Raw genomic sequence first — 14,304 nt, 5'->3', positions numbered from 1 at the left:
ACACCGTCTCCGCCTGGGCCGCCGGAGGGGCGGCCTTCGCCCTGCCCGGAGCGGTCGCCGCCTTCGTCGCGGCGATCCTGCCCACCGACCCGATCCTCACCCCGGCAGCGCTGCGGGAGGTGACCGTGCCGGTGCTGGCGGCCAGCTTCCTCGCCGTCTGCGTCACCCTCGGCTACGCGGCCATCGTGCAGGTGTCCCAGCGCCATCTCCCGGCGCCGTTGTCGGTGGGTACCGGTCTCGGCGCGCTGGTGGTCGCCGCCGCCGGCTTCGGCGCGCCGGGCGCCACCGTGGCCGACGCCTGGGTGGGTGCGCTGCTGCTGGTCTCCGCCGTGTTGCTCTTCCTGGCCCCGTCGATCGACAGCGGCCGTCGCGCCGACGCCCGGCTGGACGGCTCCGACCTGGCCGCCGCAGCGGTCACCGCAGCGCTGGTCGCCACCCTGCTGCGGATCGGCACGGTGCTGGCACCGGGCGGGCAGCTCGCGGTCGCCGCCGCACTGGTCCTGGTGGTCTCCGTGGCCGCGCGGGCCATGCCCGAGCAGTGGCGGCGCGGGCCGGTGCTCGGTCTCGCCGTCGGTGGGGTGCTGATCGGGCTGCTGGCCGGATGGATGGCGCTGCGCGGCGGCGTGGGCGTGCTGGCCACCCCCGGGCCGATCTGGAACGGCGACCTCAGCGGCTGGCCCGCCGCACCGACCGGCGGTACGACGTGGCAGGGGCCGATCGCGCTGCTGCTGCTCGCGCTTGCCGCCGGCATCCTGCTGCCGCCGCCCTGGCGCTACGACGTCGCCAACGCGGCGGTGGTGCTCGCCACCATCGGCGCAGCCGCCGCGTTCACCCTGAGCTGGTGGTCGCCGGTGGTGCTCGGTGCGATGGTCGCCGCCGTCCTCGGCATGGCGGCGGTCGCCTCCGTCGACCCCCGGGCCGGGCTGTCCCGGATCACCGCCGCCGGGGTGGTGGCGCTGCACGCCACCGGCGCCGGTCTGGTCCGGCCGTGGACGACCGCGCTGGCGCTGGCCAGCGTGGTGCTGATCGGTGCGGCGGTGGCGACGCTCGCCCGGTCGATGGCGGAACCGCTGGTCGACGACATCCACGTCGAGGGGATGCCGCCGCACCTGGCGCAGATCGGCGGCGCGGGCACCGGTGCCGCGCTGCTGGCGTTGCCCGGCGCCACCGCCGCCCTGGCCGTCGAGTTCGGGCACCCGCCCGAGGTGGTGCTGACCGCCGGCCTGGCCGCGTCCAGTCTCGGACTGGCCGCGATCGCCGCCGTCCGCCGCCAGGTCCCGCAGTACCTGCCCTGGGCGAGCGCCGGAGTGGTCGGCGGGGCGAGCGTGACCGCGCTTGCCGCCGTTCCCGTGCACCTGCCGATCGGTGTGTACGCCGCCGCCGCAGCTTTGCTCGGGGTGCTCGCCGAACTGATCCGGGGCGCCACCGAGCCACCGGTCGGCGCGGCGCAGCCGGTCCGCCGGTGGACGGTCCTGCTGGACGGCGCCCTGCGCCGGCTGCCCGACGACGGCGGACAGCGTCGGTGGCGGGTCAGCCCCGCCGCCGGGGCGCTGGCCGCCGCCACCCTGCCGGTCGTCCTGGCGCTGGTCTCGATCGCCCCCGCGCTGCTGGCCGCACTCGTCGACCCGCACCGCACGCTCAACCGCATCTGGCAGGGGCCACCACCGGAGCTGCTGAACCCGCCACCGGCCGCGGCGAACCCCACCCATGTGCTCACCGCGTTGCTGCTCACCGTGACCGCAGCGCTGGCCGCCACCGGGTTCAGCGGCGGCCGGCGGACCCGGGCGGTGCCGGTCGTGCTGCCCGGTGCCGCGGTGACCCTGCTGATCGCACCGATCGCGCTGGGCAGCGGTTGGCCGGCGAGCACCCTCTCGGCGTTGACCGTGTTCGCCATCGCGATGCTGGGGCTGGCGCTGACCCCACCGCCCCCGCTGGAGGAGCGGGCCCGCTCGATCCGGCTGGCCCGGGTCCTGGTCTTCGTGATCGGACTGGCCGCCGGTGGGGCGGGGCTCGCCGGCAGCCTCGCCACCCGGGAACTCACCCTCTTCACGCTCGCCGGTGGGGTCGCCGTCGGGGTGGTCGCCGCCCTGTACGGCACCACCTCCCGGGCGCGCATCCTCGGGTGGCTGTTCGCCTCGCTCAAGGCACAACTCCTGGTGCTCACCGCCGGACTGGTGGCCGGGCTCGCCCCGGTCTGGTCGGCGTTCGGCGTACTCGCGGTCGGCGCGGCCCTACAGGTCTTCGCGGCCACCCTGCCCCGGTTCCGTCGCCCGGAGGCGCGGCGCGAGGCGGCGACGGTGGAGTGGAGCGGGTACGCCGCCGCACTCATCGCGCTGGCGCTGGCCTTCGACTCGCCCCGGCACATCGCCGCCCTGCTGGCCGCCTGGGGTGCGGTCCTCGGGCTCGCCGCCACCCGACCGGGGCGCCGACCGGTGGAACGCCGCATCCTGTTCTGGGGCGTGGTGATCTGCGAGATCACCGCCTGGTGGATCCTGATGTGGGTCGCCGACGTGGCGCTGCCCGAGGCGTACACGCTGCCGTTCGCGGCGCTGGCGCTGCTGGTCGGTGTGCTGGAGTTGCGGCAGCGGGCCGACCTGAGCAGTTGGGTGGCGTACGGGCCGGCGCTGGTCGCCGCGTTCCTGCCCACCCTGGCGATCGTGCTGGCCACCGACTCCAGCACGCTGCGGCAGGTGCTGCTGCTGCTCGGCGCGGTGGCGGTGCTGGTCTTCGGCTCCATGACCCGTCAGCAGGCGCCGGTGATCGTCGGCGCGGTGGTCACCGCCATCGCCGCCGTACACGCTCTGTTCAGCCTCGGGCCGTGGCTGGTGCTGATCCCGGTCGGTCTCCTGCTGCTCGTGCTCGGCGCCAGCAACGAACGGCGTCGCCGCGCCCAGGAGCGCCTCCAGACCGCGCTGCGCGGGATGCGCTGATCCGCTCTGGTGGGAGTTGTTAGGAGGGGTCCCCTGCTATGCACCAGGCGTTAGCAGGGGACCCCTCCTTACATGCGCCTACAGCGAAGCGCGCAGGGCCGCGTCCTTCTCGGCGACGAGCTGCTCCAGATCGGCCTGGTACGCCGACATCCGATCGAGCAACGCCGGCTCACCGGTGCCCAGGATGCGGACGGCGAGCAGCGCCGCGTTGCGCGCGTTGCCGATCGACACCGTGGCCACCGGCACGCCCGCCGGCATCTGCACGATGGACAGCAGCGAGTCCAGTCCGTCGAGGTGCTTCAACGGCACCGGTACGCCGATCACCGGCAACGGCGTGACCGAGGCGATCATGCCGGGCAGGTGGGCGGCACCACCGGCGCCCGCGATGATCACCTTCATGCCCCGGCCGGCGGCGGCCCGACCGTAGTCGATCATCTTCACCGGGGTGCGGTGGGCCGAGACCACCTCGACCTCGTACGACACCTCGAACTCGGCGAGCACGTCGGCAGCCGCCTTCATGGTCGGCCAGTCCGAGTCGCTGCCCATGATCACACCGACCGTGCTCACGCTGTTCTCCCTCTCGTTTCCACCTGCGGGTCCCGCACGGTCACTCCACGCCGTCGCGGAGCCAGCGGGCGGCGCGGGCGGCCCGGGCGCGTACCTCGTCCAGGTCGTCGCCGAGCACCGTGACGTGCCCGATCTTGCGACCGGGACGGACCTGCTTGCCGTACAGGTGCACCCGGGCGGTCGGTACGGCGGCGAAGAGGTGGTGCAGCCGCTCGTCGATGGACATGCCGCCCGGCTCGCCACCGAGCACGTTCGCCATCACGACCACCGGCGCGGTCAGCCCGGTGTCGCCCATCGGGTAGTCGAGCACGGCCCGCAGGTGCTGCTCGAACTGCGACGTCCGGGCGCCCTCGATGGTCCAGTGCCCGGAGTTGTGCGGGCGCATCGCCAGTTCGTTGACCACGACGCGGCTGCCGCCCGGGGCCGCCGGATCGGCCACCTCGAACAGCTCCACCGCGAGCAGGCCGACCACTCCGAGCGCGGTGGCCAGGTCGATGGCGAGCTGCTGGGCCGAGACCGCCAGCTCCTCGTCGAGGTCGGGCGCGGGTGCCAGCACCTCGACGCAGATGCCGTCCCGCTGCACCGTCTCCACCACCGGATAGACCGCGACCTGCCCGAACGGCGAGCGGGCCACCTGCACCGCCAACTCCCGGCGCAACGCCACCCGCTCCTCGACGATCAGCGTCGTCCCGCCGTCGAGCAGGGTCCGCACCAGGTCGTCGGCGACGGCGGCGTCGGCCACCGGCCACACGCCCCGGCCGTCGTACCCGCCCCGGGCCGCCTTGAGCATCACCGGCCAGCCCACCTCGTCGCCGAAGGCCACCACGTCGGCCGGGACGGTGACGGGTCGCCACGCCGGATTGGGCGCGCCGAGCCCGCCGAGCCGCTCCCGCATGACCTGCTTGTCCTGGGCGTGCACGAGTGCGTCGGCGGGCGGGAACAGCTTCACCCCCTCGGCGGTGAGGGTGCGGATGTGCTCGGTGGGCACGTGCTCGTGGTCGAAGGTGACCACGTCACAGCTCTTGGCGAACATGCGCAGGGCGGCCAGGTCGGTGTGGTCGCCGTACTGAACGTCGGCGGCGACCAGCGCCGCGCCGTCGTCCGGGGTGAGGGCGAGCACGCGCAGCGACTGGCCGAGGGCGATCGCGGCCTGGTGGGTCATCCGGGCCAACTGGCCGCCACCCACCATGCCGACAACAGGCAGACCGGTACGGGAATCCATAGCGGCGCCAGCCTATCCGGGCCGACCGGAGTGCCGGTCGGCGGACACCGGTGTCACCGCAGTTGCGCCACCAGGTCGTCGACGCCGCTCACCGGCCGTTGGCAGACGAAACCCCGGCAGACGTACGCGGCGGGCCCGCCGTCGAGCAGCGGCCGGCCGGCCAGCAGCGGCACCCCCGGCTGGTCGGGCTGCCCGGCGACGATCACCGCACCGGGTGGGGCGTGCCGGTACGCCGCCGCGACCAGCGGATCGTTCGTCGGGTCCCCGGTCACCACCGCGATCTCGGACGGGCCGGCGAGCAGCGCCTCGCCCACGGTGGCCGCGTACCCGGTGAACCGGGCGTGCCGCCCGACGATCGGCGCGACGGTGGCCAACGCCGCCTCGGCCGCCTCCCGGTACCGGTTCTCCCCGGTCAACGCCGCGTAGCTGACCAGGGCGGCGACGACGGCGGAACGGCCGGAGGGGGTGGCGTTGTCGGTCGGGTCGGCGGGCCGGGCCACCAGCCGCTCCGCGTCGTCGGCGGTGTCGTAGAACGCACCCCCGGGTGCGGCGAAGTGCGTCAGGGCGGCGTCGAGCAGCTCGCCGGCCAGCTCCAGCCACCGCCCCTCGCCGGTGACCTGGTGCATGGCGCAGAACGCCTCGGCCACACAGCCGTAGTCCTCCAGTACGCCGGCCGGCTCCCCCACGCGGCCGTCCCGGGAGGCGCGGCGCAGTCGCCCGTCCACCACGTGCACCCGGGCCAGGTGCTCGGCGGTCTGCCGCATCGCGCCGTCGGCGACGATGACGACGCCGTCGAGCAGGTTCGCCTCCCCCTCGGTGCCGATCCGGCCGGAGGTCTCGACGAGCCGGACGAACTCGGCGAGCGCGGTGACGGCCAGCCCGTTCCAGGCGGCCACCACCTTGTCGTCGCGGGCCGGCTGCGGTCGGGTGTCGCGCACGGCCAGCAGCCGGCGGATCACGTCCTGCCAGCGGGCGCGGACCTCCGGGTCGGCGTCGTCGACGTCCCGGGCCAGCCGGAGCACGCTCTTGCCGTGTTCGAAGGTGCCGGTCTCGGTGACCGCGAAGAGGTCGGCGGCCCAGCGGCCGTCCTCCTCGCCGAGCGCCTCGACCAGTTGGGCCGGGGTCCAGGCGTACGTGAGCCCTTCGACGCCCTCGGTGTCCGCGTCCAGCGCCGAGGCGAAGCCCTGGCCGGGGCGGTGCAGCTCGTCGGCGAGGAACCGGGCGACGTCCCGGGCCACCCGCAGCGCCAACGCGTCACCGGTGAGCCGCCAGAGCTGCGTGTAGACCCGCAGCAGCAGGGCGTTGTCGTAGAGCATCTTCTCGAAGTGCGGCACGGTCCAGTGCTCGTCCACCGCGTACCGGGCGAAGCCGCCGGCGAGCTGGTCGTGGAGACCGCCCCGGGCCATCGCCTCGCAGGTGTGCCGGACGATCTCCAGGCTCCGCGCCGAGCCGGTGCGCTGGTGGTGCCGCAGCAGGAAGAGCAGGTTCATGTGCGGCGGGAACTTGGGGGCGCCGCCGAAGCCCCCGTGCCGCTCGTCGTACTCGTCGGCCAGTTGGTCGGCGGCGGCGTCGAGCAGGTCGGCGGTGAGCGGGGCGGTGGGCCCGCCGACGGCCTGGGCGCCGCCGATCGCCTCCACCACCGCGGCACCCTGACGCAGTACGGCGTCGCGCTGGTCCCGCCAGGCGGTGCCGATCGACTCCAGCAGCCGGACGAAGTTCGCGCGGGGGAAGTACGTCCCGCAGAAGAACGGGGTGCCGTCCGGGGTGGCGAAGACCGTCATCGGCCAGCCACCCTGGCCGGTCATCGCCTGGGTGGCGGTCATGTAGACGGCGTCGACGTCGGGCCGCTCCTCGCGGTCCACCTTGATCGACACGAAACCCTCGTTCAGCAGCGTGCCGACGCCCGCGTCCTCGAACGACTCGTGCGCCATGACGTGACACCAGTGACAGGCGGAGTAACCGACCGAGATGAGCACCGGCACGTCACGTCGCTTCGCCTCGGTGAACGCCTCCTCGCACCAGGGCCACCAGTCGACCGGGTTGTCCGCGTGCTGGAGGAGGTACGGGCTGGTGGCATCCGCGAGTCGGTTCACCCGACGACCATATCCAGCCGGGCGGCCGGGTCGGGGTCAGGAGGCGCCGTCGGCGCGCAGCGGCAGGACGTTGGTGGGGCTCTGTCGGGACAGGGAGCCGAGGACCGCACCGATCTTGTCGGCGGGCATCGGCTTGAAGAAGTGGTAGCCCTGGGCGGCGGTGCAGCCCAACTCTGCCAGGGCCGACCGCTGGGCGGCGGTCTCCACGCCCTCGGCCACCACCCGTAGCCCCAGCTCGTGGGCGAGCCCGACGGTGCTGCGGACGATCGCCGCCGCCTCCGGCGAATCCGCCATCCGGAGCACGAACGAGCGGTCCACCTTCAACTCGTCGACCGGGATCCGGGTGAGGAAGGCCAGCGAGGAGAAGCCGGTGCCGAAGTCGTCCACGGCCAGTTGCACGCCCATCGACCGCAGCGTGGTGAGCACCTGGTCGATGATCTCCAGCTCGCTCATCACCACGGTCTCGGTGATCTCCAGCACCAGCCGGTCGGCCGGGACCTGGTGCCGGCGTAGCGCGTCGGCGATCTCCGCCGGCAGGCGGTGGTCGAGCAGGCTGCGGGCGGAGAGGTTGACCGAGATCGGGATGTCCAGGCCCTCCCGGGCCCAGCCGGCCGCCACCCCGAGCGCCTTGTCCAGCACGTACCGGGTGAAGGTGCCCAACTGCTCGCTGTTCTCCACCGGCCGGATGAAGTCGGCCGGACCCAGCCAGCCCCGGCGCGGGTGCCGCCAGCGGATCAGTGCCTCCACCCCGGTCGGTGCGCCGGTGGCCAGGTCCACGGCAGGCTGCAACACCAGCACGAGCTGATCGTCGGTCAGCAACGCCTCACGCAGCTCGGCGAGCAGGGCGAGCTGGTCGGTGCTGGCCCCGTCCCGGGAGCTGTCATACGCCGCCACGCTGCCGCCACCGGCCTTGGCCTGGTACATCGCGATGTCGGCCCGGCGCATCAGCTCGGTCAGGTCGGCGGCGCCGGCCGACGCCACCACCACGCCCACGGACACCTCGACCGACATCCGTACCCCGGCCACCTCGGTCGGCGCGGCCAGCCGCTCGGTGATCTCCCGGGCCTGGCGCAACGCGTACGCCATCGGGGCGGTGCGGTCGCCGAGCACCGGAACCGAGGTCAGCAGCAACGCGAACTCGTCGCCGCCGAGCCGGGCGAGCAGGTCGCCGCTGCGGGTCAGGGTGCCCAGCCGGTTGGCGGTCAACCGCAGGAGCTGGTCGCCGGCGGCGTGCCCGAGCGTGTCGTTGACCTCCTTGAACTGGTCGATGTCGAGCAACAGCAGTGCCACCGGGTGGTCGTGCCCGAGTTTCCGCAGCGCATGGTCGCCCTGGCCCAGCATGGCCGTGCGGTTGGCCAGCCCGGTCAGCGGATCGTGCACCGCCTCGTACGAGGAACGCGCGGTGACCACCCGCAGCTCACGGTGGGTGGCCGCGTCATGCAGGGCGGCGGACAGCGCCTCGGCGAAGGTGACCAGCGCGTACCGTTCCCGGCCGGAGGCCGGAGCCGTCCGGGGCAGCCGGACCCGTAGTCGACCGACCCGGTGCTCGCCGACCGACAGCTCTCGGAGCAGTTCGTCCGGACCGGGCTCGTCGTCGCCGGGGGGCGCGATCTCCCGGTCGATTACCTGACCGCTGGGATCGCCCCGGTAGCGGCGCCAGCGGCCGTCGCCCCGGACCACCTCCACGTCCACGAGTTCCGCCTCGAACACGGTGAGCGCACCGGTCACCCCGGCGGTCGCCACGCCGCGCTCGTCGAGCTGGTTGAGCGCCGCCGTCGCCTCCGCCAACGACCGCCACGTACGCCGTTCGCGCTCGTCGCGCAGCCGTTGCCGATAGGTCTGGTGGAGCAGCCACAGCGGCGCGGGCAGCAGCACCAGCCACCGTGGATCGAACTCGATCAGGGCCACCACGAGCAGAGCGGCCACCACGTTGCCGACGAACATCAGCAGCTTGCCCCGCAACGCGGCCAGCAGCGGGCGCCCGATCGACATGTCGTGCCGCAGCGCCAGCGTCACGCCGCCCAGCCCGGCACCGGCCAGCAGGTACGTGAGGGCGCCGGCGGCGAGGACGAGGGCGAGGGCCGGGGTCGGGGCGGCCAGCAGCGGCTCGGCCAGCGAGGTGGTGACCGACACGGCGAGGGCGACGGCGGCGGTCTGCGACGCGGCGATGCGCACGACGTCCCAGGTGGACCTGCCCTCGTCCACCACGGACAGGATCGTCCAGGCCAGCAGCATGCCGATCAGGGCCGCGCCCGGCAGCCATCCGGGCGGCACCAGATAGAGGCAGACGATCAGTGCGGCCTCGGCCCAGGTGAGCGAGACCACCCCGGCGGCGGCCCGGAACCGTAGCCGGGCCAACTGCGACAGTGCGAAGAGTGCGACCGCGATACCGAAACGGGTCAGCCCGCCGTACGGCCCGAACGGGTCGTCGGCCGGCAGCCCGACCGGCACGCGCAGCCCCACCACGGCGGCCACCACGGCGGTGAGGACGACCGCGGCCGTCAGCAGGTGCACCCTGAGCGGGGTGCGACGGCCCTCGGGCCGATCGATCGGATGACCGGCCCTGCCGGAGGTCACCGACCCACTCCCGTCGGGCGGGAACAGGGCGCACGGAGGGTGTCAACGACTGCGATGGTCATCGGCGCCCCCTCCCGCGCACGGCATGAGGACGTCTGGTCCTCCCGGCGGAAGGCTAAGCCAAACCGGATGGTCGCAACAGGGGGCGACCATCCGGTTAAGCGTGAATCATGCCCCGATCAGCCGTCGCGACGCTGCTGGCGCCGGTTGGGAGCGTCACCGGATGAATCCAGCATCACGTTCTCATCTGTCGGATCACCGACCGTTCGCTGCGTGGTGCCCGACTCGGCGGCGGGCTCCTGACCGGGGAAATGGTCGGGCAACCGGCGCAGCCGGGCGTTCATGTTGCGGATCAGCAGCACGGTGGCGGTGCCCAGGACGAGGATGAGGAACAGGCCCATCGGACCGGCGAGGCCCCCCGTGCGGGTGTCCCCGAAATTGTTCTGGGCGAGCACCTGAGCAGCGGTCAACATGGGATTCCTCCGGAGTGCGATGTCCGACCAGCGTAGCCCGCCGCCGGATCAGCGGGCATGGGCCGTCTCCCGGATGCCCGCGAACAGGTCCGACTCGGGCAGCGGGGAGTCGACCAGCGAGCGTACGAGTTGGAAGTCCTCCGTCGGCCAGGCCCGCCGTTGCAGGTCCATCGGCACCTGGAACCAGAAGCCGTCCGGGTCGACCTGGGTGGCGTGGGCGCGCAGCGCGTCGTCGCGGACCGGAAAGTACTCGGCGCACTCCACCCGGGTGGTGATCCGGGGGCCCTTGTCCGGCCGGTCCTCCCAACGGTTGATCCACTCCGCGTACGGCGACTCGGCGACGCCGGTGGCCAGGATCGCCTCGTGCAGGGCGAGGATCTTGCCCTTGGAGAACCCGATGTCGTAGTAGAGCTTGAGCGGCTGCCACGGCTCGCCCAGCTCGGGGTAGCGCTCCGGGTCACCGGCCGCCTCGAAGGCCGCCACGCTGATCCGGTGGCACATGATGTGGTCCGGGTGCGGGTAACCGCCCTCCTCGTCGTACGTGGTGACCACGTGCGGACGGAACTGCCGCATCAGGCGTACCAGCGGACCGGCGGCCACCTCGACGTCCTGGAGGGCGAAGCAGCCCTCGGGCAACGGCGGCAACGGGTCACCCTCGGGCAGGCCCGAGTCGACGAAGCCCAGCCAGGCCTGTTCGACGCCGAGGATGGCGCGGGCCGCGTCCATCTCCGCCCGACGGATGTCGGCGATGTTGGCCCACACCTCGGGCCGGTCCAACTTGGGGTTGAGCACGCTGCCCCGCTCGCCGCCGGTGCAGGTCACGACGAGCACGTCCACCCCCTCGGCGACGTACTTGGCCGTGGTCGCGGCGCCCTTGCTCGACTCGTCGTCTGGGTGCGCGTGCACGGCCATGAGCCGGAGTTGTTCTGCCACGGTCGGCGCTCCTCGTCTCTGCCCACCGGTGGGCCACCGGCCACACCGTTGACCTGCCGGAATCCTCCCCCGTCGCGGTCCCGGCCCGTGCCGGCCTGTCATATTTGACCCCAGGAACCAGCAGTGCCCGGTCGAGAAGCAGTGCCTCGGTCGGAGGCAGTGCCCCATGGACAAGCAGTGCCAGTTGCAGCAATGCCCAGTCGGACAGGAACGACGGCGCTCTGCCATTCTTGCCGATGGGCCCGACAACGACGCCAGGAGATACCCGCCGGTGACCGAGACGCACGCCACATCTGCATCGACCGCGCCGGTGTTCCCGCCCGGCCGGTACGGCCGCCGTCGTACGCCCGGCCGACGTCGGCGGCTGCTGACCACGCTGCTGGTGGTCACCGTGCTGGTGGCGCTCACCGCCGTCTCGTTCCGGCTCTACCGGCAGTACGGCGACCCGGCCTACGACGCCCAGGTGATCACCTACGGCGAGATCACCGACCAGCAGGTGGTGGTCAACTTCCGGGTGAACCTGCCGGCGGGCGGCTCGGCGGTCTGTGCCCTGCGGGCCCGGGACCACGCCGGGGCGGAGGTGGCCCGCGAGGAGGTCCCGGTGACCGCCGCCGACGGGCAGCGCAGCGTCACCGTCCGGCACTCCCTCGCCACCAGTGCCCGCCCCTTCATCGGCGAGGTCGTCCGCTGCCGCCCGGCGGCCTGAGCCCACCGGAAGCGGCACCGGACCCACCCGGAACGGCGGCCCGGACCCGCTCCTGACGACGGGCCGGACCCGGTCCGACGGCAGGCCGTACGCACCCGGCCTGCGGCGGGAAGGTCACCGGGCGACCCGGGGTCGCCGGCCGCACCAGCGTGATCACCGACACTCCTTGTCGTAGGGCACTGGTAACTTGGAGGTTCACCTGTCAGCCAGCCCGCACAACCGAGGAGGACCGCCTGTGTCCAATGGCAACGAGGCGCCCGCCACCTGGCTGTCCCAGGACGCCTACGACCGCCTGAAGGCCGAGCTCGACGAGTTGATCGCCAACCGGCCGGTCATCGCCGCCGAGATCAACGCGCGGCGCGAGGAAGGTGACCTACGCGAGAACGGCGGCTACCACGCCGCCCGTGAGGAGCAGGGCAAGGCCGAGGGGCGCATCCTCTACCTGAAGGAGCTGCTCCGCACGGCCCAGGTCGGTGAGGCACCGACCGTCGACGCCGTGGCTCCCGGGATGGTCGTGACGATCTACTTCGACGACGACGCCGACGACACAGAGACCTTCCTGCTCGGGTCCCGTGAGATCTCCTCGACCACCGATCTCACCGTCTACAGCCCCGAGTCGGCCCTCGGCCAGGCGATCCTGGGCGGCAAGGCGGGTCAGGCCTGCACCTACACCGCGCCCAGCGGCGCGGACATCAAGGTGACCGTGGTCAGCTTCGAGCCCTTCTCCGGCTGAGCCACCCGCCGACCGACAGAGGTCGGCCGTTCCACCAACCCAGAGGCGTGACACCTGGCGGTGTCACGCCTCTGGCGCGATCGAGACCTGGTAGCCGCTGGCCCGCAACGCACTGATCAGTGTGTCCGAGTGCTCCACACCCCGGGTCTCCACCGACAGCGCCACCTCGACCTCACCGAGGCGCAGGTGCGGGTGGGCCCGCTGGTGCTCCACGTCCACCACGTTGGCCCGGTGTTCGGCGATCTGCCGCAGCAGCGAGGCGAGCTGCCCTGGCCGGTCGGAGCAGCGCACCGTCACCCGCAGGTATCGTCCGGCCGCCGCCAGCCCGTGCTCGATCACCCGCAGCATCAGCAGCGGATCGATGTTGCCCCCGGAGAGGACCGCCACCACCGGCGGCTCCACCTCGACCGCACCGGCCAGCAACGCGGCCACCCCCACCGCGCCGGCCGGCTCCACCACCTGCTTGCCGCGCTCCAACAGCATCAGCAGCGCCCGGGAGATGTCCTCCTCGGTGACCGTGACGATCTCGTCGACGAGTTTGCGGACGTGGGTGAAGGTGACGTCACCGGGCCGACCGACCGCGATGCCGTCGGCGATGGTGGAGAAGTCGGGCAGGCGTACCGGCTCGCCGGCCACCAGTGACGGCGGGAAGGCCGCCGCGCCCGCCGCCTGCACCCCGATCACCCGCACGTCGGGCCGGAGCGCCTTGGCGGCCACCGCCATCCCGGAGACCAGCCCGCCGCCGCCCACCCCGGTGACGATCGTCCTGACCTCGGGACACTGCTCCAGGATCTCCAGTGCCACGGTGCCCTGACCGGCGATCACGTCCCGATGGTCGAACGGGTGGATCAGCACCGCGCCGGTGCGCTCCGCGTACGTCTGCGCGGCCACCAGGGATTCGTCCACCGTGGCACCGACCAGCTCCACCCGGGCGCCGTACCCCTTGGTGGCCACCACCTTCGGCAGCGGCGCGTTGACCGGCATGAAGACGGTGGAGTGCGCGCCGACCAGGCCGGCGGCGAGAGCCACCCCCTGCGCGTGGTTGCCGGCGCTGGCCGCCACCACCCCCCGCTCCCGCTCCGCCGCCGACAGCCGGGAGATCCGCACGTACGCGCCACGCACCTTGTACGACCCCGCGCGCTGGAAGTTCTCGCACTTGAGCCAGACCGGCCCGCCGAGCGCCGCGCTCAGCGGGCGGAAGGGTTCCAGCGGGGTGGTGCGGGTGACCTCGGCGAGCAGTTCCCGCGCCGCCCGCACGTCGTCCAGGCTGACCAGTTCCGTCATGCCCCGATCGTGCCACCCGCCCCACCGGCGTTCCCCGGGGCCCGGACCGGCGTGGACGCCGAGCGCGGCACGTCCGGTACGGCGGCGGCCGGCGGACACCCGACGACGCGGGCCACGTCGACCGGCCCGCTCTCGTCGGCCGAGCCACCCGCGTCGGTACGCACGATCACGCGCTGGCCGGTGACCCCGTTCCGACGCGCGGGTAACCGGGAGCGTGCCGAGTCCACGGTGCCGCCATCTCGAACTGTCCGGCGACGCCGAGCAGCAGCAGTTCCGACCCGGGTGGCCCGACCAGTTGCACGGCCAGCGGCAACCCGTCCGGGCGACGGCCCACGGGAACCACCAGGGCGGGCAGGCCGGCGATGTTCCACGGTGCCGCGTACGGGGCGTACCTGATGTTCACCAGCATGTTGGCCCGCCAGGACCGGGCCGACCAGCTCGTGGCCGGGGGCGGGGCGCTGGCCAGCGCCGGGGTGAGCAGCAGGTCGACCGAGTGGTCGGCGAAGAAGCCGATGGAGCGCTCACGCCAGGCCGTCCGGTCGGCCTCCCGGACGTACCCGCGCCGCCACGCCCAGTCCCCGAACGTGACGTGCCGACGGCTGCGCGGTTGCAGGTCGCGCCGGTCGATCCCGGCGGCCCGCACGTCAGCGGCGGCGGCGGCGAACCAGGTCGCGATGCCCTGTAGGCCGAGGGCGGTCGGATAGACCGGGTCGGCCGGGACGGCGTCGTGCCCGGCGGCGGCGAGCATGTCTCTTATACACAGCTCCGAGCCCACGAGACTAGCGC

Annotated in this window: 12 protein-coding genes; 3 read left to right on the top strand and 9 right to left on the bottom strand. The window is 73.2% G+C overall.

Annotation, left to right across the window (positions count from 1 at the left end; translation table 11 throughout):
• Positions 1 to 2,930, top strand: a 2,930-nt coding sequence (locus EYA84_RS13505; protein ID WP_394347570.1) for an SCO7613 C-terminal domain-containing membrane protein, incomplete at its 5' end; no start/stop codon positions are given.
• 78 nt (positions 2,931 to 3,008) lie between these two features.
• Here the strand turns inward: EYA84_RS13505 and purE are convergent.
• The 6 genes from purE to mca all read right to left on the bottom strand — a co-directional run bounded on the left by purE (position 3,009) and on the right by mca (position 10,795).
• Positions 3,009 to 3,497, bottom strand: coding sequence for a 5-(carboxyamino)imidazole ribonucleotide mutase (purE, locus tag EYA84_RS13500; RefSeq protein ID WP_131053394.1), 489 nt, complete (start codon positions 3,495 to 3,497; stop codon positions 3,009 to 3,011).
• A 40-nt stretch (positions 3,498 to 3,537) separates the two neighbouring features.
• On the bottom strand, positions 3,538 to 4,719 hold the full coding sequence (locus EYA84_RS13495) for a 5-(carboxyamino)imidazole ribonucleotide synthase (protein ID WP_131053393.1): 1,182 nt from the start codon (positions 4,717 to 4,719) through the stop codon (positions 3,538 to 3,540).
• A 53-nt stretch (positions 4,720 to 4,772) separates the two neighbouring features.
• A complete protein-coding gene (locus EYA84_RS13490) occupies positions 4,773 to 6,812 on the bottom strand; it encodes a thioredoxin domain-containing protein (protein ID WP_131053392.1) in 2,040 nt (679 codons plus the stop codon).
• 36 nt (positions 6,813 to 6,848) lie between these two features.
• Positions 6,849 to 9,389 carry a bifunctional diguanylate cyclase/phosphodiesterase gene (locus EYA84_RS13485; protein ID WP_131053391.1) on the bottom strand — a complete coding sequence of 847 codons (2,541 nt, stop codon included), beginning with the start codon at positions 9,387 to 9,389 and terminating at the stop codon, positions 6,849 to 6,851.
• A gap of 179 nt (positions 9,390 to 9,568) precedes the next feature.
• Entirely contained in the window at positions 9,569 to 9,862 is a 294-nt protein-coding gene (locus EYA84_RS13480) for a hypothetical protein (RefSeq protein ID WP_131053390.1), read from the bottom strand.
• 48 nt (positions 9,863 to 9,910) lie between these two features.
• On the bottom strand, positions 9,911 to 10,795 hold the full coding sequence (gene mca / locus EYA84_RS13475; protein WP_131053389.1) for a mycothiol conjugate amidase Mca: 885 nt from the start codon (positions 10,793 to 10,795) through the stop codon (positions 9,911 to 9,913).
• A gap of 271 nt (positions 10,796 to 11,066) precedes the next feature.
• Between mca and EYA84_RS13470 the strand changes: the two genes are divergently transcribed.
• Complete coding sequence (locus EYA84_RS13470; protein ID WP_131053388.1) at positions 11,067 to 11,501, top strand: DUF4307 domain-containing protein; 435 nt, start codon at positions 11,067 to 11,069, stop codon at positions 11,499 to 11,501.
• 235 nt (positions 11,502 to 11,736) lie between these two features.
• Positions 11,737 to 12,234 (top strand): transcription elongation factor GreA, encoded by a 498-nt coding sequence (greA, locus tag EYA84_RS13465; RefSeq protein ID WP_131053387.1) that lies wholly within the window; start codon positions 11,737 to 11,739, stop codon positions 12,232 to 12,234.
• Positions 12,235 to 12,297: 63 nt separating this feature from the next.
• On the opposite strand, the gene ilvA is transcribed toward greA, so the two are convergent.
• The 3 genes from ilvA to EYA84_RS13455 all read right to left on the bottom strand — a co-directional run.
• Positions 12,298 to 13,518, bottom strand: coding sequence for a threonine ammonia-lyase (gene ilvA, locus EYA84_RS13460; RefSeq protein WP_131053386.1), 1,221 nt, complete (start codon positions 13,516 to 13,518; stop codon positions 12,298 to 12,300).
• Positions 13,515 to 13,688: a hypothetical protein gene (locus tag EYA84_RS32470; RefSeq protein WP_161594964.1), complete on the bottom strand. Its 174-nt coding sequence runs from the start codon at positions 13,686 to 13,688 to the stop codon at positions 13,515 to 13,517. Before EYA84_RS32470 ends, ilvA begins: the two co-directional genes overlap by 4 nt.
• Positions 13,685 to 14,304: amidase family protein (locus tag EYA84_RS13455; protein ID WP_255446613.1), on the bottom strand; the 620-nt coding region annotated here is incomplete at its 5' end. The genes EYA84_RS13455 and EYA84_RS32470, both read right to left, overlap by 4 nt.

The organism is Verrucosispora sp. SN26_14.1 (genome assembly GCF_004307965.1).
In the GTDB taxonomy this organism is placed as follows: domain Bacteria; phylum Actinomycetota; class Actinomycetes; order Mycobacteriales; family Micromonosporaceae; genus Micromonospora.
Note: the sequence above shows the minus strand (reverse complement) of the source record. Positions and strands in the feature narration are given on the sequence as shown.

Excerpts from the sequence above, each read along its gene's own strand:
- ilvA (WP_131053386.1), bottom strand. The coding sequence starts at position 13,518 with ATGACGGAACTGGTCAGCCTGGACGACGTGCGGGCGGCGCGGGAACTG.
- EYA84_RS13480 (WP_131053390.1), bottom strand. The coding sequence starts at position 9,862 with ATGTTGACCGCTGCTCAGGTGCTCGCCCAGAACAATTTCGGGGACACC.
- EYA84_RS13495 (WP_131053393.1), bottom strand. The coding sequence starts at position 4,719 with ATGGATTCCCGTACCGGTCTGCCTGTTGTCGGCATGGTGGGTGGCGGC.